Source organism: Aquirufa sp. ROCK-SH2, assembly GCF_054558315.1.
In genome coordinates this window covers 352,365-379,142 of sequence record NZ_JBPXKB010000002.1, presented here as the reverse complement: position 1 = coordinate 379,142, position 26,778 = coordinate 352,365, and the positions used below count along the sequence as shown (strand labels likewise).

Annotated in this window: 23 protein-coding genes and 1 tRNA gene; 9 read left to right on the top strand and 15 right to left on the bottom strand. The window is 35.7% G+C overall.

The features are described from left to right. The 5 genes from V7S79_RS05540 to V7S79_RS05520 form a co-directional block, all read right to left on the bottom strand. Positions 1–693: a GLPGLI family protein gene (locus V7S79_RS05540; RefSeq protein WP_459489567.1), complete on the bottom strand. Its 693-nt coding sequence runs from the start codon at positions 691–693 to the stop codon at positions 1–3. Between the two features lie 23 nt (positions 694–716). Further along, positions 717–1,424 (bottom strand): GLPGLI family protein, encoded by a 708-nt coding sequence (locus tag V7S79_RS05535; RefSeq protein WP_459489566.1) that lies wholly within the window; start codon positions 1,422–1,424, stop codon positions 717–719. Positions 1,425–1,496: 72 nt separating this feature from the next. Further along, the gene (locus tag V7S79_RS05530) at positions 1,497–1,766 is read right to left on the bottom strand and encodes a hypothetical protein (protein ID WP_459489565.1); all 270 of its coding nucleotides are present in this window, start codon (positions 1,764–1,766) and stop codon (positions 1,497–1,499) included. A gap of 176 nt (positions 1,767–1,942) precedes the next feature. Continuing rightward, the gene (locus tag V7S79_RS05525; protein WP_459489564.1) at positions 1,943–2,167 is read right to left on the bottom strand and encodes a LuxR C-terminal-related transcriptional regulator; all 225 of its coding nucleotides are present in this window, start codon (positions 2,165–2,167) and stop codon (positions 1,943–1,945) included. 203 nt (positions 2,168–2,370) lie between these two features. Next, entirely contained in the window at positions 2,371–2,829 is a 459-nt protein-coding gene (locus tag V7S79_RS05520; protein WP_459489563.1) for a hypothetical protein, read from the bottom strand. 301 nt (positions 2,830–3,130) lie between these two features. Here V7S79_RS05520 and V7S79_RS05515 point away from each other — a divergent pair, with 301 nt between their 5' ends. Further along, on the top strand, positions 3,131–5,047 hold the full coding sequence (locus tag V7S79_RS05515; protein WP_459489562.1) for a RecQ family ATP-dependent DNA helicase: 1,917 nt from the start codon (positions 3,131–3,133) through the stop codon (positions 5,045–5,047). A 75-nt stretch (positions 5,048–5,122) separates the two neighbouring features. Here the strand turns inward: V7S79_RS05515 and lon are convergent, their stop codons facing one another. The 7 genes from lon to V7S79_RS05480 all read right to left on the bottom strand — a co-directional run bounded on the left by lon (position 5,123) and on the right by V7S79_RS05480 (position 13,664). Further along, a complete protein-coding gene (gene lon, locus V7S79_RS05510) occupies positions 5,123–7,600 on the bottom strand; it encodes an endopeptidase La (RefSeq protein ID WP_459489561.1) in 2,478 nt (825 codons plus the stop codon). Positions 7,601–7,689: 89 nt separating this feature from the next. Further along, a complete protein-coding gene (locus V7S79_RS05505) occupies positions 7,690–8,199 on the bottom strand; it encodes a DUF6702 family protein (RefSeq protein WP_459489560.1) in 510 nt (169 codons plus the stop codon). An 18-nt stretch (positions 8,200–8,217) separates the two neighbouring features. Further along, positions 8,218–9,609 (bottom strand): RIP metalloprotease RseP, encoded by a 1,392-nt coding sequence (rseP, locus tag V7S79_RS05500; RefSeq protein WP_459489559.1) that lies wholly within the window; start codon positions 9,607–9,609, stop codon positions 8,218–8,220. Positions 9,610–9,624: 15 nt separating this feature from the next. Continuing rightward, entirely contained in the window at positions 9,625–10,797 is a 1,173-nt protein-coding gene (locus tag V7S79_RS05495; RefSeq protein ID WP_459489558.1) for a 1-deoxy-D-xylulose-5-phosphate reductoisomerase, read from the bottom strand. After that, positions 10,791–11,414 carry a rhomboid family intramembrane serine protease gene (locus tag V7S79_RS05490; RefSeq protein WP_459489557.1) on the bottom strand — a complete coding sequence of 208 codons (624 nt, stop codon included), beginning with the start codon at positions 11,412–11,414 and terminating at the stop codon, positions 10,791–10,793. Before V7S79_RS05490 ends, V7S79_RS05495 begins: the two co-directional genes overlap by 7 nt. A 51-nt stretch (positions 11,415–11,465) precedes the next feature. Next, positions 11,466–12,443: a polyprenyl synthetase family protein gene (locus V7S79_RS05485; RefSeq protein WP_459489556.1), complete on the bottom strand. Its 978-nt coding sequence runs from the start codon at positions 12,441–12,443 to the stop codon at positions 11,466–11,468. Between the two features lie 6 nt (positions 12,444–12,449). Then, positions 12,450–13,664 carry an NADH-quinone oxidoreductase subunit D gene (locus V7S79_RS05480; protein ID WP_459489555.1) on the bottom strand — a complete coding sequence of 405 codons (1,215 nt, stop codon included), beginning with the start codon at positions 13,662–13,664 and terminating at the stop codon, positions 12,450–12,452. 155 nt (positions 13,665–13,819) lie between these two features. Between V7S79_RS05480 and rpmG the strand changes: the two genes are divergently transcribed. The 3 genes from rpmG (at position 13,820) to ftsY (ending at position 15,250) form a co-directional block, all read left to right on the top strand. Further along, the gene (rpmG, locus tag V7S79_RS05475) at positions 13,820–14,002 is read left to right on the top strand and encodes a 50S ribosomal protein L33 (RefSeq protein ID WP_459489554.1); all 183 of its coding nucleotides are present in this window, start codon (positions 13,820–13,822) and stop codon (positions 14,000–14,002) included. Between the two features lie 18 nt (positions 14,003–14,020). Next, positions 14,021–14,173 (top strand): DUF4295 domain-containing protein, encoded by a 153-nt coding sequence (locus V7S79_RS05470; RefSeq protein ID WP_166373881.1) that lies wholly within the window; start codon positions 14,021–14,023, stop codon positions 14,171–14,173. 102 nt (positions 14,174–14,275) lie between these two features. Further along, positions 14,276–15,250 carry a signal recognition particle-docking protein FtsY gene (gene ftsY / locus V7S79_RS05465; protein WP_459489553.1) on the top strand — a complete coding sequence of 325 codons (975 nt, stop codon included), beginning with the start codon at positions 14,276–14,278 and terminating at the stop codon, positions 15,248–15,250. A 634-nt stretch (positions 15,251–15,884) separates the two neighbouring features. Here ftsY and V7S79_RS05460 read toward each other — a convergent pair. After that, positions 15,885–17,552, bottom strand: a complete 1,668-nt coding sequence (locus V7S79_RS05460; protein ID WP_459489552.1) for a glutamine--tRNA ligase/YqeY domain fusion protein — start codon at positions 17,550–17,552, stop codon at positions 15,885–15,887. Between the two features lie 233 nt (positions 17,553–17,785). On the opposite strand from V7S79_RS05460, the gene V7S79_RS05455 reads away from it, so the two are divergent. Together V7S79_RS05455 and V7S79_RS05450 are read left to right on the top strand one after the other, a co-directional pair. Next, positions 17,786–21,001, top strand: a complete 3,216-nt coding sequence (locus V7S79_RS05455) for a T9SS type A sorting domain-containing protein (RefSeq protein WP_459489551.1) — start codon at positions 17,786–17,788, stop codon at positions 20,999–21,001. 50 nt (positions 21,002–21,051) lie between these two features. Further along, positions 21,052–22,077, top strand: a complete 1,026-nt coding sequence (locus V7S79_RS05450) for a hypothetical protein (protein WP_459489550.1) — start codon at positions 21,052–21,054, stop codon at positions 22,075–22,077. A 185-nt stretch (positions 22,078–22,262) separates the two neighbouring features. On the opposite strand, the gene V7S79_RS05445 is transcribed toward V7S79_RS05450, so the two are convergent. Both V7S79_RS05445 and V7S79_RS05440 read right to left on the bottom strand, forming a co-directional pair. Continuing rightward, on the bottom strand, positions 22,263–22,529 hold the full coding sequence (locus V7S79_RS05445; RefSeq protein WP_459489549.1) for a GIY-YIG nuclease family protein: 267 nt from the start codon (positions 22,527–22,529) through the stop codon (positions 22,263–22,265). 293 nt (positions 22,530–22,822) lie between these two features. Continuing rightward, positions 22,823–22,895 (bottom strand) — tRNA-Met (locus V7S79_RS05440). A 98-nt stretch (positions 22,896–22,993) separates the two neighbouring features. On the opposite strand from V7S79_RS05440, the gene era reads away from it, so the two are divergent. The 3 genes from era to V7S79_RS05425 all read left to right on the top strand — a co-directional run bounded on the left by era (position 22,994) and on the right by V7S79_RS05425 (position 26,734). Then, positions 22,994–23,896 (top strand): GTPase Era, encoded by a 903-nt coding sequence (gene era, locus V7S79_RS05435; protein WP_459489548.1) that lies wholly within the window; start codon positions 22,994–22,996, stop codon positions 23,894–23,896. A gap of 10 nt (positions 23,897–23,906) precedes the next feature. Next, on the top strand, positions 23,907–25,232 hold the full coding sequence (gene der / locus V7S79_RS05430; RefSeq protein ID WP_459489547.1) for a ribosome biogenesis GTPase Der: 1,326 nt from the start codon (positions 23,907–23,909) through the stop codon (positions 25,230–25,232). A gap of 137 nt (positions 25,233–25,369) precedes the next feature. Continuing rightward, the gene (locus V7S79_RS05425) at positions 25,370–26,734 is read left to right on the top strand and encodes a TrpB-like pyridoxal phosphate-dependent enzyme (RefSeq protein ID WP_459489546.1); all 1,365 of its coding nucleotides are present in this window, start codon (positions 25,370–25,372) and stop codon (positions 26,732–26,734) included. Positions 26,735–26,778: the final 44 nt, after the last annotated feature.

Below are 26,778 nucleotides of genomic sequence, written 5' to 3'. Positions count from 1 at the left end.
TTAAGGTTTTTTTTCTATTCCTTCTATTGAAATAGTAGAAGTAATCAACCCTTGTTTTTCTATTGGCGAACGTGCCTCTTGTTTTTTAATCAACTCCAAATTTGCCATATCCTCCATATTTAACATAGTTTCAAAGGAAATGATTTTTTGAAGCCATTTACCAGGGAATTCATACAAGGTGGAATCTGATTTGTCAATTTGAATTGCTTCATACTTAATAAAGTGATCAGTTGAAGATACCTCTAATATTAAACCAGGTAATCCTCCAAACTTGAATGGCCCATTGGAAATAGGTATTTGCTCTGTGTAAAATGCCTCGTAGTCCCTTCCTCGAAAAGTACAAATTGCTCTTTTACAAGGATATCCTAAAACTACTTTTTTTAATTTATCCAATTGCCAAGACATTAAATTCAAACTATCTTCTATGGTACCAAATTTAGTAGGTTGATAAATTTTTCTAGCTTTAAGGTCTTTAATAATAGAAAAACGAGGTGTGGAAGAGGTGATTCCTGAAGTACTGTTATTTCTACCTTGAAATACAAAATAACTTTTTTCATCAAAAAAATGCAGTTTGAAAAAACTCTGTTTTTCAACCAAATTAGGTAGTAAAGTCGTTGATTGATATTTGACTACTACTGAATTTTGTGTAGTTAAAAAAGGAAGTATAATAAAAAATAGAATTATTCCTCTCATCAAATATGCATTTTAAAATTATTTTAATCATTTTCAATTTCTTCCGTCTTTATACTGAATTTTATTTGGCCTTGTTGTTCTGGTGGCAATCTCGATTCCGTTTTTCTATATAATTCTTCTATTTCCTCATTCTTTTTTTTCTGGAACGTTGCATAAGACATGGTGTCATTATACCAATCTTTTTTTATTTCAAGTAGGCCCTTCTCTTTTTTAAAAATATTTAAGGCTGTATAGTGAATAAACTTGTCGGTTGAATAAATTTCCAAAATCAGCCCAGGCAACCCCTGAAATTTGTAAGGTCCATTTGAAATAGGAATTGAAGTGCAATAATATGCCACATAATCTCTTCCTCGAAATTTAGTTGAGGCCTTCTTACAATCATAACCTAGGACTATCTTTGATCCTTGCAGGAGCGTCCAAGAATGCTGTATTGTATCTGCAAGTTTTCCATATAGAACATTTGTAAGTATCGTTTTATTCAAATAATCTTTAATCAAAACATAGGGCCTTTTACTATTTAACGCAGATTTGAATGCTTCGGGAAGAACTTTCGCTGAGGCTTTTAAGTTTCTAATCTCTTTGCTGTAATTTTCATACAAAATCAAATCATTTATAAATTGATAGCCATATAACTCATGATTTTCTAGGTATTGTACACGCAGAAGCTGATTTTGGGCGTGTGAATAATGATAAAAAAGCAAAAAAAAGATTAGAGTAATTGTTGTTTTCATTCTTAAAATAATTAATAGTCAGTTATTATTTTGAGATATATCCCCTAATAGCCTAGGGGATATAAATTAATTTTAAATATTTAAAGTAGGAGGATTTCTTGTACTGGCGCATGGGGCATTTATAACAGCCATTCCCAACTCCCTTGCTTTTCTACATAATTCTTCCTGAGAGGCATTTCCATAAGTCGATGCGGATGTCTTTACGATTTGCATATTTCCACAATTATTTACACCTAGAGAAGTAACTAAACATGTTCTTTTTTCATTAATTTTTGTAGCTCCAAATAAGTTTAAAGTACTTGATAAAAAGCAAATTAATCCTAGAATTTTAATTATTTTCATCTTATTTTAAGTTTAATATTTCCCCTACTCTAACGATCTTGTCTGGTTTTTCGGGTTTCACCAAGGTTTCGAAACTTGATGTAAAGTTATTGGCAGACAGTTTCACAGGCAATACTACTTAAAGCAGTATTTTTGCAGTATAAATTTGAATTAAACAAATAAAATATATAATTATTTTACTTGTGCGAGGGATAGGCTCGAAGAAACCGCCGGAATTCTTTTTTCCCAGAAACACCAATCTTTAATAGAATATTTCGGCGATGTTTCCGAACAGTACTTTCAGCGATAAAAAGCTGTTCAGAAATTTCTTTGCAAGAGAAATTGTCTTTACACAATTGAAGAATTTGAATTTCTCGGAATGATAAATCTAAATCATTTGTCGTAGTTAGGTTCAGTATCATAATATCTTAGAGTTAGGAAAAGGAATCGGTACAAACATACTAGTAAATTAAATACTTGCAAATAAATTGTAATAAAATAATAATATTTATTATTCAAATGATTCAATTTTTTGAAGAAAGAAGAAGAGAAAAGGTAAGACAAAAATCTTAATGATTCTTAATGCCTTAATGTTAAAAAATAAAGGAAGAGCAGAGAAAAACTATTACCTATTACCTAATTCATCTCCCCTTATCCCAACGAAATTCTTTAAGAGTTCAATGAGAATAAAAAGAATAAACAGACAGATTTTAATTACTAAAATTGTTAAAGACCTATTTTTTGAAAACAATAAATACGCGAAGGCGCTGTAAGCAAGCAGAACATAAACCCACTTTTTAAATTGATAACCGAAAGTCAACAAAGTGGTTGATTGGTTAGCAGTGATTATCAAAGTTTTTGATTTAATAAATCCGAAAAAAACCAACCTCAATCGATAATGACCATACTTTTTAGCAATTGAGCTAACATCAACCTCCGAATGTAATGGCCATTTAACCCCATCTACTTCTAGTTCAGTAGGTATTAGCGTTCGAAATATCCAAGGAATTTTATGAAATCGAAGGAATTGATTTTCTTGAAGTGTATCCTCAAAATTGATTTCTGTGGTCAAGTTCTGTGGCATTTGATCTTAGAGTTAGGAAAAGGAATTGGTACAAACATACTAGTAAATTATATACTTGCAAGAGGAATTTAAAATGATGTAGGACGTAAGATGTATGAGGTAAAAGGTGTGTGATAAGTAGATGTACATTTTTAATAGTTTTAGAAAACTAAAACTGTCAACCTATTTCAGGACAAGACACATCCATCTTACATCTTACATCTTACATTTTACGTCATACATCTTACGTCTTACATCATACATCCAATTGAATTATCAGTATTTTTTCAGGAAATCATCCGAATTTTGAATAGTTTTGCACATGCTCGATCCGCGTAAAATCTTAAAGCAATATTGGAATTTTGATGCCTTCCGTCCCTTGCAGGAGGATATCATCCTTTCTGTTATTGACAACCATGATACCTTGGCTCTTTTGCCAACAGGTGGCGGGAAATCGATATGCTTTCAAGTTCCAGCGATGGCAAAAGAGGGCATTTGCATAGTTATTTCTCCCTTAATCGCGCTGATGCAGGATCAAGTGGAACAATTAAATAAAAGAGGTATTCCAGCTGTTGCCATCTACTCCGGAATGCATGCCCGACAAATTGATATTCTATTGGACAATTGCATTTATGGAAAGACAAAATTTCTTTACGTTTCGCCAGAAAGATTAAAAACAGAATTGTTCATTGAACGGGCAAAACTGATGAAAATTGGTCTTTTAGTAATCGATGAAGCACATTGCATTTCTCAATGGGGTTACGACTTCCGCCCCCCCTACTTAGAAATCAGTTCTTTTAAAAATTTATTTCCAAAAGTTCCCTGTATCGCTTTAACCGCCTCTGCGAATGAGGAAGTTAAATTGGATATCATACAAAAATTAGAACTTAAAAATCCTCGCATATTTCAGAAAAGTTTTAGCCGAGCCAATTTATCTTATTCTGTACTTTGGGAAGAAAACAAAGACAAAAAAGTGCTCCAAATGCTCCAAAGAGTCCCAGGCTCTTCTATTGTCTATGCAAGGAACCGTAGAAAAACTCAGGAAATAGCGGAGCATTTGAACAAAAACGGCATCAATGCGCAATTCTATCATGCTGGATTGGACACAAAAACACGTAGTCAAAGACAAAGCGATTGGATTCAAGGAAAAGTTGATTGCATGGTAGCCACCAATGCATTTGGAATGGGGATTGACAAACCCAATGTGCGTTTAGTCGTCCACATGGATTTACCCGATTCTCTTGAAGCCTATTATCAGGAGGCTGGACGAGCAGGAAGGGATGAGCAAAAAGCCTATGCGGCCATTTTATTGGAGGAAAAAGACCTGATAGAACTTAAAACGCAATGGGAAAAATCATTTCCAGAAGCAGAAGTATTGAAAAAAACGTATCAAGCCATTTGTAATTACCTTCAAATAGCAGAAGGAAGCGCGGAATATGCTACGTATGATTTCAATTGGCAAGAAATGGCAAAACGATTTCAACTCCCGAGTTCAGAAACTTTTTATGCACTAAAAGTTTTAGAAAGTGAAGGTCTTATTTTATTGAATGAAGCCTCCAATCAATCTTCTAAAATCAAAATCAACGTAAATGCAACCGAATTATACGATTTCCAAATTCGAAACAAAAAATTTGAAACAGTCCTAAAAGCACTTTTAAGAATATACGGAGGCAACTTGTACACCGACTTTGTTGGTATATCAGAATTTAACTTAGCGCAACAAGTAAAAATGCCAATGGCTGAATTGGAAAAGACTTTGGCCTTATTGGAAAAGTTTGAAGTCTTGGATTATGACAAACAAAATGGTCTTCCCAAAATTTCTTTTCTTACACCACGAGCCAGTATTCAACATTTGCCTATTCATTGGAACAATTATTTGACCAAAAAGAACAAGAGCTTGTTAAAAATAGAGGCTGTTGAACACTTTGTTCGACAAAAAACCATTTGCCGAACCAGACAAATAGTTGCGTATTTTGGGGAGAATTACAATCAAAATTGTGGTATTTGTGATGTGTGCATTCAACAAAAAAAGGAATCCACAGGAAAAGCTTTTCCTGAAGGAAACGAAGAAGAAAGGTTATTGATGTTGAATTATTTAAAGAATGGTCCTTTGTCCATTCAAATGATTGTGGACTGCTTAAGACCTATGGCACATCAAGAAGTAATAAAACTCATCCAATTCAGCTTAGAACGTGGTGAAATTGTTTATACGAGTTTTGATGAAATAGGATTAACATGATTAGTTATTAGTTTTTAGTTATTAGTGATTAGTTATTAGCGTTTATTCTAATAACTAATCACTAATAACTAATAACTATTTAGCTTTTTCTTCCTGAAAAACAAAGTTGACAGGATTGCTCACTTTTTCTTCCAATAAGGCTAATTTCAATACCTCATTGGCATTTTCTACATAGTGGAAGGTCAAATCGGAAATGTAATTTGCCTCAATTTCCTCTACATCTTTGCGGTTTTTATAACACATGATGATCTCCTTGATCCCCGCACGTTTGGCTGCCAAGATTTTTTCCTTGATACCTCCCACAGGCAATACTTTGCCACGTAGAGTGATCTCGCCAGTCATAGCCAAATTAGCTTTCACTCTTCTTTGTGTCAACGCAGAAGCGATCGCGGTAAGCATGGTAATTCCCGCAGAAGGCCCGTCTTTGGGTACGGCACCTGCTGGTACGTGAATGTGCAAATTGTATTGATCAAAAACGCGATAATCGATTCCTAAATCATCTGAATGTGCCTTTAAAAAACTCAAAGCAGCCACGGCTGATTCTTTCATCACATCGCCCAATTGACCAGAAAGTGTCAACTGTCCCTTACCTTTATTCAGTAAAGTTTCAATGAACAAAATATCTCCACCCACAGGAGTCCAAGCCAGACCCGTAACTACTCCAGCATATTCATTGCTTTCATAGGAATCTTTATCAAATATCTCCTGTCCCAATAAACTCACCACATCTGCAGGCTGAACTTTGGAAGGAAAAGCTTCTCCCATGGCAATGGATTTCGTGATTTTTCTAACCAAACGACCAATTTCTTGCTCTAATTTACGTACGCCTGATTCACGCGTATAGCCTTCCACAATTTTCTGTATGGCAGCATCGCTTAAATTAAAAGCCGCTTTTTCTACACCATGTTCTTTCTTTTGCTTTGGCAATAAATGCTTTTTAGCAATTTGCACCTTCTCCTCTATGGTATATCCACTCACTTCAATAATCTCCATACGATCTCTCAAAGCAGGATGAATGGTATCCAAATTATTGGCAGTAGCAATGAACATGACTTTCGACAAATCATATTCTACTTCCAAATAATTATCCATGAAGCTATTGTTTTGCTCAGGATCCAACACTTCTAACAAGGCAGAAGAAGGATCTCCACGATGATCAGAACCTACCTTATCAATTTCATCCAAAATAAATACGGGATTGGAAGAAACTGATTTCTTAATATTCTGAATCACTTTTCCAGGCATCGCCCCAATGTAAGTTTTACGATGTCCACGAATTTCCGCTTCATCACGCAAACCACCTAAAGCCATACGCACATATTTTCTTCCAATCGCCTTCGCGATGGAACGTCCCAAAGAAGTCTTACCAACCCCTGGAGGGCCGTACAAACATAAAATCGGAGCTTTCATGTCGCCCTTCATTTTCAGAACGGCTAAGTACTCGATGATTCTTTCTTTCACTTTTTCTAATCCAGCGTGATCCGCATCTAAAATTCGCTTGGCTTTCTGTAGATCAAAATTATCCTTAGTATACTCTCCCCAAGGTAAATCCACCAATAGTTCAACAAAATTCATCAGCATCGGATATTCGGCCGACATGGAATTGGTTCTCTGAAGTTTTGATAATTCTTTGTTAAAAAATTCATTTACTTCTTTGCTCCATTTCTTTTTAGCGCCTTTTGATCGTAAGCCATCCAATTCTTGCTCTGGACTCTCAACGCCTAGTTCTTCTTGCAAAACTTTGATTTGCTGACGGATATAATAATCTCTTTGTTGCTGATCAATATCACTCGAAGCTTTGCTTTGTATTTCCCTTTTTAGTTCTAAATGTTGAATATCTTTCAACATAAATTCCAATAAATGAGTCGCTTGCTCAATACCATCTTTTGTCTCCAAAAGTCCTTGTTTGTCTTTTAACTCGGCATTGATATTAGAGGATAAAAAATGCACTAAAAAGGCAGAAGTTTCGATGTTATCGATGGCAATTTGCGCTTCTCTTGGGATTTCTGGATTCAAATTCAATATTTTCAAAGCGGATTCCTTCAAGGTGGAAACCAAGGCTTTGTTTTCTTTATTCAATTTTTTGGGGAAATTATCTTCCCAATATTCCACCTTAGCAACTAGATTTGGCTCCGTCTTCACATAATCTTTCACCTCAAAACGCTTTCTACCTTGTACAATAATCGTTGTATTACCGCCAGGCAAAACAAACATTTTGACAATATGCGCCACCGTCCCTACTTTGTATAAATCATCTGGCTTGGGTTCATCTTTGGAATTATTCGACTGGGTAATAACTCCAATGGTTCGATCTCCTTTATAAGCCTTTTTCACCAGTCTAACCGACTTTTGTCTGCTAACTGTAATTGGGATGACCATCCCTGGAAACAATACAATATTTCTAATAGGTAAAATAGAAAGCTCATCTGACAAAACACTCATTTTGTCATCTTGATCCACTCCCTCTGACCCGATAGGTATTAATTCAATATTCTCAAAATCCGACATATCGGACAATTTCAAATGCTTAAAAATGTCATTTGGGTTGTTCATAGACATAATTTTTAAATTTCTCTACACGTTTTCTTTAACGGTAACACTAGCAGGCAAATAGTATGCCACAAGACAAGTTGTCATATAATTTACCAAGAAATTTGTTGCACGGGTTGGTTTTTCTGAAATAAATAAGACTTTTTCAACTCTTTTCTAGCCACATGGAGCAAATTTGTTTGATCAGAAAATACTTCTGTTAATGCACTTTGCTGAAAATAGACCCCTGATAAATCATTTGCTGTGGGTATTTCTATGTAAATCCAAATGGCGTCCGATTGAGCTTCCCATCCAATCCAGCGATAAGGCGTTTGTAATTTCTGGTTGACCACAAAACCTACATGCTTTCGAATATAAGATTCTATAAGCACGTCGGAGTTCGTTGCAAATTGAAATTGAAATTTCTTTCCTTGAAATTCGGTCAATGCTTGCTCTAGATCATCTTGAAAAAGCCGAATACTTAGCTCCCAAATTTTCTCCTTTTCATTATAAACACATTCTGAAACAGAGGTATGAAAAGGGTGTAAATCCTTTTTTTCCACTGAAAAAGAACAAAGTGAAAATAGCAGCAAAAAGCTGATGATTAGGCCATTTTTAGTCATTGAACCAATGATTTAAGCTTAAAAGAAAGCTTTAAACAAATCGTTACCGAAAGTATAAGCCATCAATGCCAACAAGATAATCATTCCTATTTGTTGTGCGCGTTCTAATACCTTAATAGAGGCAGGCTTGCCTGTAATCATTTCATACAACAAGAAAATAGCGTGTCCTCCATCCAAAGCTGGAATAGGCAAAATATTCATAAATGCCAAAGCCATAGACAATAAGCCAGTTAACATCCAAAAACGGTTCCAATCCCAAACTCCACCAAACATTTGAGCAATTCCAATAGGGCCACTCAATGCTTTTGAAGCAGAAACATCACCAGATGCAATTTTCTTAAATCCACGAATATTGTCTGTAATGACCGAAAATGCCCTAGAAGTACCTAAAGAAGCGGCTTCTGAAAAGGTATAATCTTCGTGTGTTGGTTTTAACAACATCTCCGCCAAAAATCCAATTTGACCCGAATTAGCCACCACCATATTCAATGTATCAGACTTCCCATTTCTAGAAATCCCCAATTTAATAGGCTTACCAGCTTCTTTAGCCAATTTTTCTTTTACTTCATGATAAAAATTCACTGGCTGATTATTTATCGAAGTAATGTAATCTCCCGCTTTTAATCCTGCCGCCAAAGCTGGCAACATTTCTTCAGATTTTCCTCCAAAAAGCTTATCTAACAAGGAAGGAGGATTAGGTGCTGCCACTTCAGCTACTCTGAATTTTGTCATCGGTTCAATGAAAGCAGCCTTTTTATCGCTTAATTTCTCAATGAAATTAGATGGAATCTTCACTACAATTTCTTGACTACCACGTAAAACCGTATAAGAAGAATTATCGCCTAAAAGCACGTCAGAAGTTCTTAAATCAGAAACGCTTTTAAAATCCGCTCCATTCACTTTTAGAATTTTATCGCCCGTTTTCAAACCAATTTGTTGCCCCAATTCCAAAGCCACAATGCCGTTTTTATTCAAATCATTTTTAGAGATGTAATTATTCCCATTGGAATATGTTAGACAAACAAAAATCACTACACCTGTAATAACATTCACGATTACACCACCCAGCATAACAATTAAACGCTGCCAAGCGGGTTTCGCACGAAACTCCCAAGGTTCAGGATCCTTTGCCAAAGTCTCTGCATCTTGCGTTTCATCGATCATACCTGCAATGGATACATACCCTCCCAAAGGAAACCAACCTAATCCATATTCCGTATCGCCGACTTTCTTTTTAAAAAGGGCAAAATTTAAAACAGTAGGAATGGGAAAAAGAAAATCAAAAAATAGATAAAATTTATCCACGCGCATTTTAAACCATTTGGCAGTAATAAAATGCCCAAACTCATGTAATGAAACCAAAATTGACAATCCTAAAATTAATTGCCCTGCCATAATCAAACCTTCCATGCGATCTTGTTATTTTTAATTCTTGTTATTTTTTACCCAGGCTTTCGCCAAAATTCTACTCAATTTATCCGTCTCAATGTAGTCCTCTAAGCTTGGAGAAGCTAAAAAAGTTCCCTCCGACATACAAAATTCATTCAATTGAGACATTTCTAAAAAACTAATTTCCTCTTTCAAAAATGATTCCACGGCAATTTCATTGGCTGCATTCAACAGACAAGCCATATTTCCCCCTTTGTCCAAAGCTTGAAAAGCCAATCCTAAATTTCGAAAAGTTTCAACATCCGCCTCTTCAAAAGTTAAAGTAGCATAGTTTTTAAAGTCGAATCTTGGAAAATTTGCTGAAATTCTATTGGGATAACCTAAAGCAAATTGAATCGGCAATTTCATATCAGGTAATCCCATCTGAGCCTTTATTGATCCATCTTCAAATTGCACCAACGAATGTACAATGGATTGAGGATGTACCACAACCTCAATTTGATTGGGTTGCAAATCGAACAACCAAGCTGCTTCAATGACCTCTAAACCTTTATTCATCAAACTAGCTGAATCAATGGTAATTTTCGCACCCATAGACCAATTGGGGTGTTTTAGAGCTTGCGCTTTCCCCACTTTTTCTAAATCTGCTTTTTTATATCCTCTAAAAGGACCACCAGAGGCTGTCAGAATAATTTTTTCAATGGGATTATGTGCCTCGCCCATCAAACATTGAAAAATCGCTGAATGTTCTGAGTCGACAGGCAAAATAGATACCCCCATTTTTGCCGCCAAAGGCATAATTAGTGCTCCTGCAACAACCAATGTTTCTTTATTGGCTAAAGCAATGGTCTTTTTAGCTTCAATTGCTTTAATCGTCGGCAACAAACCGGCATATCCCACCAAAGCTGTCAAAACGACATCCACTGAATCTAATTGTACCAAGTCCTCCAAACTTTTTGCACCTGTATGGACTTCAATATTTTTGGATGCTAATGCTTCTTTTACTTTACCGTATTGACTTTCGTTTCCTATGACAACATGGGCTGGATTCCATTTCAAAGCCTGCTCAATCAACAAATCAGCACTATTTTGAGCTGTCAAAACCTCTACCTGAAAACGGTCTGGATGTTGTTCAATCACTTCCAAAGTTTGTGTACCAATGGAACCGGTAGAACCAAGAATGGCTATTTTTTTAATTCCCTCTACCATATCATCGTTTTAATTTGTTGGAAAAAAGTAATCCAAGCCGAAGGATATAATATCGTCATAAAAACTAAACCGAAAATTCCTCCATACAAATGCGCTGAATGATTTACGAAACCTCCTCCTCTTTTATCCATCGCAATGGAATACCAAGTAAATAATCCCGCATAGATGAATCCGGGGATTCCAATTAGTCCAAACAGATATATTTTCTCAACCGGGAAAAATAAAATTCCTGCGAAAATCACGGCAGAAACCGCTCCAGAAGCACCTAAAGAATTATAATATGGATTTTTTGATTGCTTGAAATAAGTGGGCAAATCAGCTACAACAATGGCTAGCAGATAAAATACAACATATAATAGCACCCCTGAACCTGGAAATAAAATGTTAAAAATTTGTTCCAATTGTAAGCCAAAAAAGAAAAAGGAAAACATATTGAAAAACAAATGCGTGAAATCCGCATGAATAAAACCAGAAGTTACAAATCGCCAATATTCCTTTTTATGAGCAATTCGATAGGGATTCATAGTTAATTTCGACAATAAATCATCGCTACGCCAAGCAATTAGTGAAATGGCTATGGTCAAAACTATAATCAAAAAACTGATGGATTCCCACATAATAACAAAAAGCCTCCGAAGAAGCCATTAAAAAATAGGCACAAATCTACATTAAACTTCTCTATCAACCAACCCCGCCATGAAGTTCTGAAGACTTAATTTTCGTTCCTCTGAAATATCCAATTGACTCATTTTCTCAAAGGCCTGATCAAAGTAATCTTGTATGGCTTTTTCTGTTTGAATATGAATCCCTAAGCTATTGTAAATTTTCGTTACGGCATCAATTTTATCCATAGGAACCAGATTGTCCGCTTGCAACCAATGTGTTAATTCCTTCGCTTCATCACCTTTGGCTTGCTCCAAGGCATTTATCAACAAATAGGTTTTTTTATTGGCTAAAATATCTCCCCCAACCTGTTTTCCAAATTTTATAGGATCACCATAAACGTCTAAAAAATCATCTTTTAACTGGAAACCTAAGCCGACTAACTCTCCAATTTGGTATAAATGAGAAGCCATCTCCTTTGATTCGCCTGCTAACAAAGCCCCTAATTCCATCGAAAATCCTACCAAAACAGATGTTTTCAGTCGAATCATTTCCAGATAATCATCAATAGAGACCTTTTCAAGATTTTCAAAATTCATATCAAATTGCTGTCCTTCACAAACCTCTGCTGCTGTTTTGTTAAACCGAGTAAGTAAATATTGAAAGGAGAACAAGTCCAAATTTTTAGCTTCATTCAAATAATCATAAGCCTTTACAAGCATCACGTCACCAGATAGAATGGCAATATTATCGTTCCATTTTTCATGAACGGTGGCTTTCCCTCTCCTAAGTGGTGCTTTGTCCATGATATCATCATGCATCAACGTAAAATTGTGAAAAATTTCAATCGACAAGGAGGGACGAATAGCAGTGTGCCAATCATTTTTGAAAAGAGAATAAGACAGCAAACTCAATACTGGCCGAATTCTTTTTCCTCCCAAAGCCATCAAATAACGAATAGGCTCGTATAGTTCATTGGGATTATTTCCCAGATTCAAGTTTGAAATTTCAGCTTCTAAGGCAGGTAAAAATTGTTTTATCATAATTAATTAACGATCAACCTCTCCCATAACTAAATCCATTGACCCAATAATGGCTACCAAATCTGCCAAATAAGCACCTTTTGCCAAACTAGGAATTACAGATAAATGATGAAAAGAACAAGCTCTAACTTTTAAACGTTGAGGAATATCAGACCTTCCATCCGTTCTAAAAAAGAAACCTAATTCCCCTTTTGGATTTTCTGCCCGAACATATAAATCATTGGCGGCAGGTCGGATTTTTTTGGGTACAAATTCTTGAGGATTAAATTCACGAGTGCGTTTGTGATCAGTTGTCAATTGTTGTAAACAAGCTTCAATGATCTTGATTGATTCTTCACATTCCTTGATTCGAACATGATTTCTATCCCAACAATCGCCTAATTTACCCATTTTACCTTCCCCAATGGGCACATTGAATTCAATTTCAGGATACACGGAATAAGCATCAATTTTTCTTAAATCATATGCCAGACCTGAACCCCTTAAAACGGGTCCCGTGCAACCATAATTAATGGCCAAATCCATAGATAATACCCCCACATTGGCCGTTCTTTTGATAAATATACTATTGTCTTCTACCAATGTTATGACTTCAGAAATAGTATTTTTTAATATGGGCAATAATTCAACAGTTTTTTCCTCAAAGCCAACCGGTAAATCATAAAACAAGCCGCCAATCCAAACATAATTATACAGCATTCTCGCACCAGAAAGCCATTCTAGCAATCGCTGAATATGCTCTCTATCTCGCATTAACCACAAAAATGGGGTATATGCTCCAATATCCAAACCATAAGTTCCAATTGCCACAAAATGAGAAGCGATGCGGTTCAACTCTGCCACCAAAACACGAATGTATTCTATGCGTTTGGGCAAAGTTCCTTCTAAATTCATCAATTTCTCAACGCCCATGACATAAGCGTGCTCAGAATTCATAGCAGCCATATAATCCAAACGATCGACATAAGGAATAATTTGATTGTAAGGAAGAGCTTCGGCATGCTTTTCAAAGCAGCGGTGTAAATAACCCAAATGAGGAACAACATCTACGACAATTTCCCCATCAGAAATAACTTCGAGCCTTAAAACTCCGTGAGTAGATGGATGCTGAGGACCTATGGAGATAATCATTTCTTCCGATTTCAATCCTTCAACTTGATATTTGTTAGGATCAGAATTAGCAAAATTTTCAGGAAGAAATTGATATTGTTGGGACTTCATTAAACAAAAATGCTAAATTTAATCATGATAAAAAAAAGTAATTGACAAATAGCCAGAAATTTATAAATATTTTTAGTTCAAATATTTGTAGCAAAAAATAATTCTTATATCTTTGCATTCCGTTTCAAAAAGAGACGTTAAAAGATTTATCTATTATGGCAAAGAAAGGAAATCGCATTCAAGTAATTTTAGAATGCACGGAGCACAAAGAGTCAGGCGTACCGGGAATGTCTCGTTACATCACGACGAAAAATCGTAAGAACACTACAGCTCGTATAGAGTTAAAGAAATACAATCCAGTATTGAAAAAAGTTACTTTACATAAAGAAATTAAATAGGTTTAATACCAAGGAATCATGGCTAAGAAGGTAGTTGCAACACTAAAGAAAGAAGGTGGCGTTAAATACGCTAAAATCATTAAGGCGGTTAAAAATCCAAACACAGGAGCATACACATTCAAAGAAGAAATCATTCTTCAAGATGAGGTTAATGCTGCGTTGAAAAACTAGTATTTTCAATTCCATTTTTGGTTTTTGCTTACATATTGAAGTCCCTTCTTGAAGGGACTTTTTTTATTGAATCATTTTCTACATTTATTCTCTCCATTCATTATGGGATTATTCGACTTTTTCAAAAAGAAACCTGAGCCCCAAGAGCAAGCAGAGCTAGAAGCTTTGGAGAAAGGATTAGAAAAAACCAAGGACGGTTTTTTAAGCAAAATGGGTCGTGCTGTCTTAGGGAAATCTAAGGTAGATGATGAAATTTTAGACAACTTAGAAGAAATTCTCCTAAGCTCGGATGTAGGTGTTCCTACCACATTAAAAATCATTGAGCGAATTGAAAAACGTGTAGAGCGCGATAAATTTGTTTCCACAGACGAATTAGATATTGTACTGAGAGAGGAAATTGCAGCTCTCTTGGAGGAAAATCATTCTACAGATTTGGACAATGCTTTTGCGGAACCTAAGCAAAAACCATATGTCATTATGGTAGTTGGGGTGAATGGTGTTGGTAAAACAACCACCATTGGCAAGCTAGCTTCGCAATTTCACCAAAATGGGTTAAAAGTTGTTTTAGGAGCAGCAGACACATTCCGCGCTGCAGCTGTTGACCAATTAAAATTATGGGGAGAGCGCGTAGGAATTCCTGTCATAGACCATGGAATGAATACAGATCCAGCCGCTGTGGCATTTGATACCGTTAAAAAAGCAGTTGATATGGAGGCAGACATCGTCATAATAGATACGGCAGGCAGACTTCATACGAAGGTTAATTTAATGACTGAATTAACTAAAATCAAACGTGTGATTCAGAAATTTATCCCAGAAGCGCCTCACGAAGTCCTTTTGGTATTAGATGGCTCAACTGGCCAAAATGCCTTTATCCAAGCTCAAGAATTCACAAAAGCTACAGAAGTTAGTTCATTAGCAATTACCAAATTAGACGGGACGGCGAAAGGTGGGGTAGTTATTGGTATATCTGAACAATTCAAAATCCCCGTTAAATACATCGGTGTAGGAGAAAAAATCGCGGATTTACAGGTGTTTAACAAGAAAACATTTGTGGAGTCGCTATTTAAGAAATAAGATGAGGTAAGAGGTAAGAGGTAAGAGGTAAGAGGTAAGAGGTAAGAGGAAATAATGCGAATTAAGAGTTAAAATATCTATTTTTCATAATCATCAATGAACTTTCGGTTAATCCCAACTTTTGGAAAGGATCTAGAATTTTAGTTATTAACCTTTAATTCGCATTAATAGGTAAAAGAAAAATCTTAATGTTTCTTAATGACTTAATGTTTAAAAACATTGTGCACTTAGTGTTAACACAAAGGGCACGGATGATTCTCATTTTTTATTCTTAATTCTACATTCTCTCCGCTTTTGGCTTCGGCTCCGCTCAGCCAACGCTATTTCTTCTTTTTTCAAAAAAAGAAATACCATACAAAAAGAATTAGCCGGAAAATTGTATTGTTGGCAAGAAAAAAGACAATTAAATTTGATTTAATCCCAATTTTTGGGAAAGACCCGGAATTTTAGTTTTTAACCCTTAATTTTAATAGGTAATAGGTAAAAGTCTCCTGAGTTTAATCTAATTTATTTGATAAAAATTCATCGCGATTTAATGAATCGATAGAGAAAGAGATTGTTTTTTGTACACGAAACCATTCTTAGAGTGACTCAGCCAAAGTTATCAAACATTCTTATCCCTTTTACCTCTTACCTATTTAGCGTTTTTCGCCCACGTATCTTTCAAAGTAACCGTTCTATTAAAAATGATTTTATCAGAAGTAGAATCTTTGTCTAGGCAATAATATCCCTTTCGAATAAATTGTAAAGCCTGTCCAACTTCAACATTTTTAAGTGCTGGCTCAATGTAGATTTTGTCCAAAATTTGTAAAGATTCTGGATTGATAAATTTCACAAAATCATCTCCTAAATCAGATGCGTCTTCAACAATTAATAGACGATCAAACAAGTGAACCTCTGCTTCAAGAGCGTGAGGAATTGACACCCAATGAATGGTGCCTTTCACATTGATTCCTGAAGTATCATTTCCTGATTTACTTTCAGGAAAATACTTGGCATGCACTTCTTTCACAGATCCATCTTCATTTAAGATGAAATCCTCTACTTGAACGATATACGCTCCTTTTAAACGAGCCATTAATCCAGGTCCCAAACGGAAAAATTTCTTCGGTGGATCCGCCATAAAATCTTCTGCTTCAATGTACAATTCTTTCGAAAATGGCACAACACGTTTGCCAGATTCAGGATCTTCAGGATTATTTTCAATCAATAAATCTTCCGATTTACCATCAGGATAATTCGTAATAACGAGCTTTATTGGATCTAAAACAGCCATATAACGATGCGCAGATTTATTCAAATCCTCTCGAATACAAAACTCCAACAAACTGATATCAATCAAATTATCTCTTTTTGCAACGCCGATACGATCGCAAAAATTACGAATGGAAGCAGGGGTAAAACCTCTTCTTCTCAAGGCTGAAATGGTAGGCATTCTAGGATCATCCCAACCATTTACGACCTTTTCATTGACTAATTGCAATAATTTTCTTTTGCTCATTACGGTATGAGACAAGTTCAAACGAGCAAATTCATATTGATGAGAAGGAAAAATTTCTAATTTTTCCAAGAACCAATCATAAAGTGGTCTGTGCACATCAAATTCAAGCGTACAAATAGAATGGGTAATTTTTTCGATAGAATCACTTTGGCCGTGAGCAAAATCATACATTGGATAGATGCACCAAGCATTACCTGTACGATGGTGTTCCACATGACGAATTCTGTACAAAAGTGGGTCACGCAAATGCATATTTGAATGCGACATGTCAATTTTTGCTCTCAAAACCTTTGCTCCATCGGGAAACTCTCCTGCCCTCATGCGAGCGAACAAATCTAAATTCTCTTCAATAGAACGGGTACGGTATGGGCTATTTACGCCAGGCACAGTAGGTGTCCCTTTTTGAGCAGCAATTTCCTCGGCAGAAGAATCATCCACATAAGCCAATGATTTTTCAATCAATTGAATTGCAAATTGGTATAATTGTTCAAAATAGTCAGAGGTGTAAAGTTCTTTCGCCCACTTAAAGCCTAACCAAGACACATCTTTTCTGATAGATTCTACATATTCTGTATCTTCAGTTGTCGGATTGGTATCATCAAATCGTAAATTAGTTGCCCCTCCGAATTTTTGAGCCAAACCAAAGTTCAAACAGATACTCTTAGCATGACCAATGTGAAGATAACCATTGGGTTCAGGGGGAAAACGGGTTAAAATACCTTCTTGGTACTTACCTTCAGCGAGATCCTCTTGAATAATTTCCTCTAAAAAATTTAACGACTTTGGTTTTAATTCTTCCATGAATTGGCTTAAAAATTGACTATTCAGTCTTGATGAAAACGAATTGTAAAAATACTGAATATTTATACTTGAAAAACATTTTAAACCGAATAATAACAAAATTGATAATAAAACGTTATTACGTCGACAAACCCAAAAAACTTATTGTTTCTTTCAATATTAGTTTCTAATTTAGTGTTCAAAATATTGATATAACAACTATTGTATAATCATCTACTCAAACAAGTTCCACAATGATGAACAAATTAATAAAATTTTTGCTAATCCAGGGTTTTGTGCTTTCAGCCTTCTTCGTTGAGGCAAATGACAAAACAGTAATTCCTGCTCCTCAGCCATTGATTAATGGTCTAACTAGTGTAGAAGTTTTTGCTCCAGAAGGGCAATCGCAATTATTAACAGTTTCTGGTTGTGCTGTGGGAACACAGCCTATTTGGTCGTATATACAGGTTTTCAAAAATGGAACTTCTGTTGGACCTCTACCTGTAGCGGCATTAAACACAGATCCTAATGACATTTCTGGCAATAGTTATTACACTCAACCCTTAGGGAATACGCAAGTGTATTATGAATACACGCTTAAATGCGAGGATCCTGGAAATCCTGGAACAGCCTTAGGACCCAATTCTGCGAAAATAAAGTTCACGATGTTTAATCCTAATGAATACCCTAAATATCCATTAGTGAAAAATACAGTAAAGTCTTGTGGAAATGGCTCATTAAATGAAGGTGCGGTGGTAGCTTTATCATCAGGAGGTTGCTCCAACATAGGGAGTGCTACTTATTGGGTCCATCCAAATTCAGATTTTAACTCTAACACGATTGTCGGCCTTCCTTATTATGTTAGCAAGGCAGAAGATGGCATCGTTGACATTTACGATAATTCCATACAAACGGGAAATTTCACAGCAAAATGTAGATATCAATATTATGATTACGATAACCACGTTTCCAAAGACACTTTAACAAGAGGTTTATCAACGTATGTTACTAGACACAAAGCAGCACCTGCTCCTTCTCTTGAGACTTACGCCTATTTTAAAGATGCCAATTTAAAAAGTAAAGTATCTGTTGAGATTTGTCCAGATCAACCAGTTGAATTGACTCATCGAGTTTTTGATAATAACGCATTTAACGAATACGTTAACGACTATAACATTACATGGCAAGTGGATAATCTACGTAACAGTGGTGGCAGATCAAATTTCAACTATCAACAAACTATTCAAGTAAGTGAAGCAGGGTCTTGGTTTGTCGTGTTAATTAATAAATCTGCAGAAGCGCAGGCATGTAATGTAAATTATGGTACTGATTATAGAACTAGACGTTCAATCTCAAATGTCGCGAATCAGAAACCAACCATTTCAGGAGATTCTCAAATCTGCCCTGGTGGTGAAAATACAATATCGATTACAAATGCAGGTAGTTTTATTAATGCAGCCGGAACGACATTTAAGTGGTTCGTAAATGACCAATTTGTTGATGGCGCAAATTTGATTGATTTGAAAATTAAGGATAATGCAACTAAGGTTCAAGCTTCTTATAGAACTACAAGTTTAGACGAATTGGGCCGTGTTTGCGACGCTCCCAAATCAGATGCTTTAGTAATTACCCAATATCAAAGACCAGCTACACCTACGATTGCACAATCAGGAGGAAGTTCTATTTATTGCGAAGACGTTTTCCCTGTTTCAGATGTAGTAATTGAAGCCAATAATCCAATTGGGGCTCAATTAAAGAGTTATACTTGGCAATTAGGAAACACTGCTATTTCCGGAAATAATACCAACACAATTAGCTCAAATGTTTTCCAAGGAAGTTATACAGCTATTGTAACTGATTTAAATGGATGTAATTCATTTGCATCTAATAAAGTGTTAATTGACCAATATCCAAGACCTGCGAAACCACTTGTAACTAATACGAACGGTAAGGACGCATATTGTGATTATAACATTCCATTCAATGCCATTTCTTTACAAACTACAAGTACTAGTTTAGTTGGCAAAGGTAAGTTTTTATGGAATACAGGTGCTTCCACATCTAAAATTGATGTGACAACTGAAGGGAAATATAGCGTAACAATAACAGATGATCGTGGATGTATATCTCAACCTGGTACTTATGAAATAGTTAAATACACAAGACCTGCAACTCCAACAATTACCAATACCAATGGTAAAGCAGCATATTGTGATTATACTATACCATTTGCGGAAGTAACTTTACAATCTTCAAATACTAGTTTAGTAGGTAATCCAAAATACTCTTGGAACACGGGTTCTGCTTTAGCTACAACAACAGTAAATAAAGAAGGTATTTATTCTGTAACTGTCACAGATGCTAATGATTGCGCTTCCATTCCTGCAACTTATGAAATCGTAAAATACACAAGACCTGCTAAACCAGTTGTAACTAGAAAATCAGGTTCTGATGCATATTGCGATTATAAATTTCCTGTATCTGACTTAACTTTAGAATCTTCTAATACGGCTTTGGTCGGTAATGCAATTTACACCTGGAATAATTCAAGTAATACAAAAGTTATCCCAGTTACCTCTGAAGGTAAATATTCAGTAGTTGTTACAGACGGAAACGGATGTGAATCAGTAAGTTCTGACGCTTACACCATTACAAAATGGATTAGCCCAGTTGCGCCTAAAATTGCATTGACTGGAAAAAACATCAACTGCGCAATCGATGAAAATGAAAAAGCAGTATCGGTAGCTTTTTCAGTAAGTTCTGCAACTGATGGATATTCATTTGAGTGGTTTAATACTGGTTCTTCAACTGTTTTATCCAAAACGAATGCATTAGCAGCAGTAAGTGCCAACGGAACATATTACTCAATTCAAACGGATAAAAACGGATGTTATTCTCCAAAATCAGATGGAATAAAGGTTACATTTGTTCAAAATCCAAGTTTCTCATCTGCTAAAATCTCTAAAATGGGAGCTTATGGATTGAAGGCAGAAGGTTTAACAGAATGGGCAAATGCAACTGCTGGAGATTACCAATGGAAAGCTGGCACTACTATTAACACTGCCACGATCGATAATATTAAAGTAACGGCTGCCAACAATGGTAATGGAGATTATTCAGTGAAAAGAAAATATGCTTTCACAGTTGAAAACTCTCCAATTGTTTGTTTCTCAAATTTAGTTAAATATACTTTCGTTGCAGATCCTGACTTTACAGGAGTGGCTGTTTATCCTAATCCGACCAGCGGTACAGTTAAAATTGATCTTTTAGATGAATGGAAAAACGCAACTGTGGTTGTTTATGACTTAGTTGGAAGACCTGTTTACAATGGAACAATGGATGCATTGGCTGCAACAGGAAATAGTTTATCTATCGATTTAAGTTCATTAGGATCAGGTTTGTATATCTTACAAATCAAATCAAGCACTGGAGATAAATCATATCAAGGTAAGATTTTAGTTAACAAATAAAAAAAACAAAAAAAATACAAAGCCACTCCTTCAAAAGAGTGGCTTTTTTTATGATGAAAAATGTAACTCATATATTTCTGATATTGATATTACCCATATTTGCATTTGGTCAGTGGGAAAAAATTTCCATTGATTCAGATGCTTCATTCAGAGGATTGAAATCCTACAAAAACAACATTTGGGCATCAGGAACGAAAGGAACGGCGATTTTTTCAAATGATAAAGGCAAAAACTGGAGTATTTTAAAAATCAAAGATGCTGAAAATTTAGATTTCAGGGATATTTGCATCATTAACCAAAATAATATCTTGTTAATGAGTGCAGGATTATCTGAAAAAGGAGCCGCCAAAATATTTAGAACTAAGGATGGGGGAAAAAATTGGGAACTAATTTTTGAGAAAAGCCAAATAGGCTATTTTTTTGATGCGATACAATATGATTCCAAAACAAAACTAGGCCTATTAGTGTCCGACCCTGTAGAAGGCCAATTTCAATTTTTCACATTCAATGAACAAGGTGAAAATTTCAAATCCTTAAGGATCAACAAATTTCCTCAATTATTACCAAAAGAGGCGGCATTTGCTGCAAGTGGATCTAGCTTATTTTACAAAAATGGTATTGCGACACTAATTACCGGAGGTGCAAAAATAGCACGGGTATTTCAAAGCGAAAAAGGCGATTTAAGCAAGTGGGAAATAAAAAATCAAGAAATAGAGGCAGATTCATCAAGTGGATTCTTCAGTATAGGCACTGACGGTAAAAATAAATTAATGATAGCAGGTGGAAATTATTTAAAGTTGAACGAAAATAAAATACCACTCCTGCATAGCAAAAATGCAGGTGAAAATTGGAATCAACTAGGAATAACTCCCAATTTTTATATTGAAAAAGTAATTTGGTCAAAACATAATTGGATATTTACAGGCCCTACCGAAACAGCCATTTACAACCTAAAAACAAAAAAATGGAGATCTTTAGGTAAAAGTAAATACCACAATATCATTGAAATAAATGGATATTTAATCGGTGTGGGAGCTAAAGGGGAGATAGGAAGATTGAAATTAGAAAAATTCTAAATATTTAGACTAAAAAGTTTTCGAATCCCTTACCAACTTCGCTCTCCGTGACTTTGTGTTGAACCGTGACTTTGTGTTGAAAATTAAAACACAAAAGACACAAAGTTTTACAAAACCTTTTACAAAAAAAAAGACCTTTAAAAAAGGTCTTTCTAGTAGCGGGGGCCAGACTCGAAAGACGTCCGTCAGCTGACGGATATGAGCCCACAATTACTTATATATTCTCTGATAAATCGACGTCCAACACTTGATTTAAGTTCTTTTTCTCGAGATAAAGCTTCAGATTTTGATTCAAAAAACTCAACATAGGCAACTATCCATGGTCGAAATTTAACCGTATAGCCTTTATTTGATAAATAATTGTGAGAATGAAAACGATCGATTAAACTACTGGTATATCCAATATAAATCTCATCAAACTTAATAGAATATAATACGTAAGTAACAAACATTTTATAAATAGGTTAGGTATAAACAAAAAAAGACCTTTAAAAAAGGTCTTTCTAGTAGCGGGGGCCAGACTCGAAAGACGTCCGTCAGCTGACGGATATGAGCCCAAGATCCAAACTAAAAACCTTTTAAAAAATTTTATAAATAAAAAAAGACCTTTAAAAAGGTCTTTCTAGTAGCGGGGGCCAGACTCAAAAGACGTCCGTCAGCTGACGGATATGAGCCCAAGATCCAAACTAAAAACCTTTTAAAAAATCTTATAAATAAAAAAAGACCTTTAAAAAGGTCTTTCTAGTAGCGGGGGCCAGACTCGAACTGACGACCTTTGGGTTATGAGCCCAACGAGCTACCAACTGCTCCACCCCGCGATATAAATCGGAGTGCAAATATGCAGGAATGTTTCGAGAAAAACAAGTATCTTTGTAAATAATTCTAAAAACAATACGTGTTGAAGGATTAGGAAAATATGACCCAAGAACATAAATCAGGATTCATTAGTATCATTGGGAAACCCAATGTAGGAAAGAGCACTCTTATGAATGCCCTAGTCGGAGAGCGCTTATCTATTGTTAGCTCAAAAGCCCAAACAACACGACATAGAATTATGGGAATGTTGAATGGAGAACATGAGGGAACCCCTTATCAGATCATTTATTCCGATACACCTGGAGTCTTATTGCCTAAATATGAATTGCATAAATCCATGATGCAATTTGTAAAAAACTCATTAGAAGACGCGGATGTTGTCTTGTATGTTACAGACATTTTTGACACGTATGAAGATTTAGAATTTTTGACAAATTGGAAAGACCATACTCAAACTCCAATCATTGTCTTATTAAACAAAATCGATTTAGTTTCTGCCGAAAAATTGCAAGAATGCGTTAACTATTGGGAATTAATATTCCCAAATAAACCAATTCTACCCATTTCAGCACTTGAACAAGTTCACTTAGATCAAATTTTCAAATATCTAATTGAATATTTACCTGTACACCCACCCTTTTTTGATAAAGATGAACTTACAGATAAATCAGAACGTTTCTTTGCTGCAGAAATCATTCGAGAAAAGATTTTTTTAAACTACAAAAAGGAGATCCCCTATTCTTGTGAGGTTGTAGTTACATCTTTTAAAGAGAGTCCGGATATCATTCGTATCGCATCTGAAATATATGTGGAGCGAGTTTCTCAAAGAGCCATCTTAATTGGACATAAAGGAGAAAACCTTAAAAAAGTGGGTATTCAAGCTAGAGAAGATTTAGAAAAATTCTTTTGCAAAAAAATATTTTTAGAGCAGTTTGTCAAAGTAGAGCCAGATTGGCGTGCAAAGTCAGATAAATTGCGTTCATTCGGGTATACACTCGATTAATTTTTATAACATGTCAACAAATATTATTGCCATTGTCGGTCGCCCCAATGTAGGAAAATCTACCTTGTTTAACCGTCTTATTGAGCAAAAGAAAGCCATCATGGACAACATGTCTGGCGTAACAAGAGACCGCCATTATGGTTACGGTCAGTGGACAGGTAAGTTTTTTACTATAATTGATACAGGAGGTTATGTGCACGGTTCCGACGACATATTTGAAGGAGCTATTCGTGAACAAGTTGAAATGGCCATGGAAGAAGCTGCTGTTTTATTGTTCGTAGTAGATTGTTCAACAGGATTAACAGATTTAGATAAAGATTTTGCTAAAGTATTAAGACGATCAAAAAAACCTGTACTATTAGTAGCCAATAAAGCTGATACACATGAGAAAGCTTTTGCCGCAGCTGAATTTTACGAATTAGGTTTAGGAGACCCATTTCCTATTGCTGCAGAAAGTGGAAGTGGTACTGGGGATATGTTGGATGAAATGGTTTCTCATTTCAAAGAAGAAGGCATTGAAAATCCAGAGGCTGGCGTTCCACGTGTGGCTATCTTAGGACGTCCAAATGTAGGTAAATCGTCATTTTTAAATGCCTTGTTAGGTAATGATCGATCCATTGTAACAGATATTGCTGGAACAACGCGTGATGCTATTCAAAACCATTATACGCTTTACGGTAAAGATTTTATTATTACCGACACAGCTGGTATCCGCCGCAAAGCTAAAATTGATGATAATATCGAATATTATTCTGTTTTACGTTCTATCAAAGCCTTGGAGGAATGTGATGTCGCTATTATTTTAATTGATGCAACTACGATCGATTTCAACACTGGTTTAGAGGCTCAAGATATGAATATCGTGAGTATGGCTGATAAAGCTAAGAAAGGTATCGTTTTAATGATTAATAAATGGGATTTGGTAGCGAAAGATACCAACACAGCCATCAGGTTGGAGAAAGCCATTAAAGATAGAATGGCGCCTTTGAATTACATGCCCGTTATATTCACCTCAGTAATGGAGAAAAAACGAATTTTTCAAGTAATTGAATTGATGTTAGAGGTTTATGAAAATAGATCACAAAAAATTTCTACCTCTAAATTAAATGATGTGATGTTGGATGTCATCCAAAGCTACCCGCCTCCAGCGTGGAAAGGGAAATACATTAAAATCAAATATTGTACACAGGTTTCTACACCGTATCCGACATTTATCTTTTTCTGTAATTTACCACAATACATCAAAGAGAGCTATGAACGATATTTGGAAAATCAGATGCGAAAAGCGTTTAAATTAGACGGTACTCCAATTTCATTATTTTTCAGAAAAAAATAATAGTTAAAAAAATAGAATCATTTTAAGACCTTCTTCGGAGGGTCTTTTTTTTTGAATTTAATTTACATTTTAGTACTTTACGAATTAATAATAGAATCATTTTAACTTAAACAAACCTTTTTTATCCTTTCCAAACTATGACACAGTCGAGAAAAATCCTTTTATCTGAATCAGAAATCCCTACTCATTGGTATAATATCGTGGCAGATATGCCCAACAAACCACTTCCTCCATTACATCCAGGCACACAGCAACCCATTGGCCCAGAAGCTTTGGCCCCTTTGTTTCCCATGGAATTAATCAAACAAGAGGTTAGTCAAGAACGTTGGGTAGAAATACCTGATGAAGTGAGGAATTTATATTCAATTTGGAGGCCGACGCCTATGTTTCGTGCTTTGGAATTAGAGAAGGCATTAAAAACAAATTGCAAAATTTATTATAAGTACGAAGGGGTTAGCCCTGCTGGTTCACATAAACCAAACACCGCTATTCCTCAAGCCTACTACAATGCCAAAGAAGGTGTTAAGAAAATTTCAACTGAAACAGGTGCTGGCCAATGGGGCTCTGCGTTGAGTTTTGCCTGCAAACTATTCAATATCGAATGTGAAGTATTTATGGTAAAGGTTAGTTACGAAGGAAAACCTTACCGTAAAATCATGATGAATACTTGGGGCTCTAAGGTTCACCCTTCTCCTACCAATTTAACAGACTCAGGAAGATCAATATTAGCGCAAGATCCTAACTCACCAGGCAGTTTAGGTATTGCAATATCTGAAGCGGTTGAAATTGCTGCAAAAAATGAAGATACCAAATATGCCTTAGGTTCCGTATTAAACCATGTTTTGATGCACCAAACCATCATCGGATTGGAAGCAATGAAACAATTGGAAAAGGCAGGCGATTATCCTGACATTATTGTCGCACCTTTTGGAGGTGGATCGAACTTCGCAGGAATAGCATTTCCTTTCCTACAAAATAATTTATCAGGCGGGCCAAAAACACGAGCCATCGCCGTTGAGCCAACTTCTTGCCCTAAATTAACACGAGGAGTATTCCGTTATGATTTTGGAGATACTGTAGGTATGACACCATTAATTCCAATGTACACCTTAGGGCATAATTTCGTACCATCTCCTATCCATGCGGGAGGGTTACGTTACCACGGTGCAGGTGCCATTGTAAGTCAATTATTAAAAGATGGCTTAATTGAAGCGGATGCAATAAATCAAAATGAATGTTTTGAAGCGGGTATATTATTCTCCAGAACAGAAGGAATTATCCCAGCACCAGAGGCTACACACGCTATCGCTGAGGTGATCCGTCAAGTTAAACAAGCTGAAAAAGAAGGTGTTTCAAAAACCATATTATTCAATTTATGTGGACATGGTAATTTCGACTTAGGTTCATATGAACAATATTTGAATGGGAAATTGGTTGATTTTGAAGTGACCCAAGAACAAATTGATGCCTCATTAGCAGAATTAAATACACCATCTATTTAAATACCTTTTGGGTGTCCATAGATTAAAAACATTGGGCACCCGAA

What these genes read in the sequence shown, in the direction of transcription:
- V7S79_RS05540 (WP_459489567.1), bottom strand. Translation starts at nt 693, where the DNA reads ATGAGAGGAATAATTCTATTTTTTATTATACTTCCTTTTTTAACTACA.
- V7S79_RS05535 (WP_459489566.1), bottom strand. Translation starts at nt 1,424, where the DNA reads ATGAAAACAACAATTACTCTAATCTTTTTTTTGCTTTTTTATCATTAT.
- V7S79_RS05530 (WP_459489565.1), bottom strand. Translation starts at nt 1,766, where the DNA reads ATGAAAATAATTAAAATTCTAGGATTAATTTGCTTTTTATCAAGTACT.
- V7S79_RS05525 (WP_459489564.1), bottom strand. Translation starts at nt 2,167, where the DNA reads ATGATACTGAACCTAACTACGACAAATGATTTAGATTTATCATTCCGA.
- V7S79_RS05520 (WP_459489563.1), bottom strand. Translation starts at nt 2,829, where the DNA reads ATGCCACAGAACTTGACCACAGAAATCAATTTTGAGGATACACTTCAA.
- V7S79_RS05515 (WP_459489562.1), top strand. Translation starts at nt 3,131, where the DNA reads ATGCTCGATCCGCGTAAAATCTTAAAGCAATATTGGAATTTTGATGCC.
- lon (WP_459489561.1), bottom strand. Translation starts at nt 7,600, where the DNA reads ATGAACAACCCAAATGACATTTTTAAGCATTTGAAATTGTCCGATATG.
- V7S79_RS05505 (WP_459489560.1), bottom strand. Translation starts at nt 8,199, where the DNA reads ATGACTAAAAATGGCCTAATCATCAGCTTTTTGCTGCTATTTTCACTT.
- rseP (WP_459489559.1), bottom strand. Translation starts at nt 9,609, where the DNA reads ATGGAAGGTTTGATTATGGCAGGGCAATTAATTTTAGGATTGTCAATT.
- V7S79_RS05495 (WP_459489558.1), bottom strand. Translation starts at nt 10,797, where the DNA reads ATGGTAGAGGGAATTAAAAAAATAGCCATTCTTGGTTCTACCGGTTCC.
- V7S79_RS05490 (WP_459489557.1), bottom strand. Translation starts at nt 11,414, where the DNA reads ATGTGGGAATCCATCAGTTTTTTGATTATAGTTTTGACCATAGCCATT.
- V7S79_RS05485 (WP_459489556.1), bottom strand. Translation starts at nt 12,443, where the DNA reads ATGATAAAACAATTTTTACCTGCCTTAGAAGCTGAAATTTCAAACTTG.
- V7S79_RS05480 (WP_459489555.1), bottom strand. Translation starts at nt 13,664, where the DNA reads ATGAAGTCCCAACAATATCAATTTCTTCCTGAAAATTTTGCTAATTCT.
- rpmG (WP_459489554.1), top strand. Translation starts at nt 13,820, where the DNA reads ATGGCAAAGAAAGGAAATCGCATTCAAGTAATTTTAGAATGCACGGAG.
- V7S79_RS05470 (WP_166373881.1), top strand. Translation starts at nt 14,021, where the DNA reads ATGGCTAAGAAGGTAGTTGCAACACTAAAGAAAGAAGGTGGCGTTAAA.
- ftsY (WP_459489553.1), top strand. Translation starts at nt 14,276, where the DNA reads ATGGGATTATTCGACTTTTTCAAAAAGAAACCTGAGCCCCAAGAGCAA.
- V7S79_RS05460 (WP_459489552.1), bottom strand. Translation starts at nt 17,552, where the DNA reads ATGGAAGAATTAAAACCAAAGTCGTTAAATTTTTTAGAGGAAATTATT.
- V7S79_RS05455 (WP_459489551.1), top strand. Translation starts at nt 17,786, where the DNA reads ATGATGAACAAATTAATAAAATTTTTGCTAATCCAGGGTTTTGTGCTT.
- V7S79_RS05450 (WP_459489550.1), top strand. Translation starts at nt 21,052, where the DNA reads ATGATGAAAAATGTAACTCATATATTTCTGATATTGATATTACCCATA.
- V7S79_RS05445 (WP_459489549.1), bottom strand. Translation starts at nt 22,529, where the DNA reads ATGTTTGTTACTTACGTATTATATTCTATTAAGTTTGATGAGATTTAT.
- era (WP_459489548.1), top strand. Translation starts at nt 22,994, where the DNA reads ATGACCCAAGAACATAAATCAGGATTCATTAGTATCATTGGGAAACCC.
- der (WP_459489547.1), top strand. Translation starts at nt 23,907, where the DNA reads ATGTCAACAAATATTATTGCCATTGTCGGTCGCCCCAATGTAGGAAAA.
- V7S79_RS05425 (WP_459489546.1), top strand. Translation starts at nt 25,370, where the DNA reads ATGACACAGTCGAGAAAAATCCTTTTATCTGAATCAGAAATCCCTACT.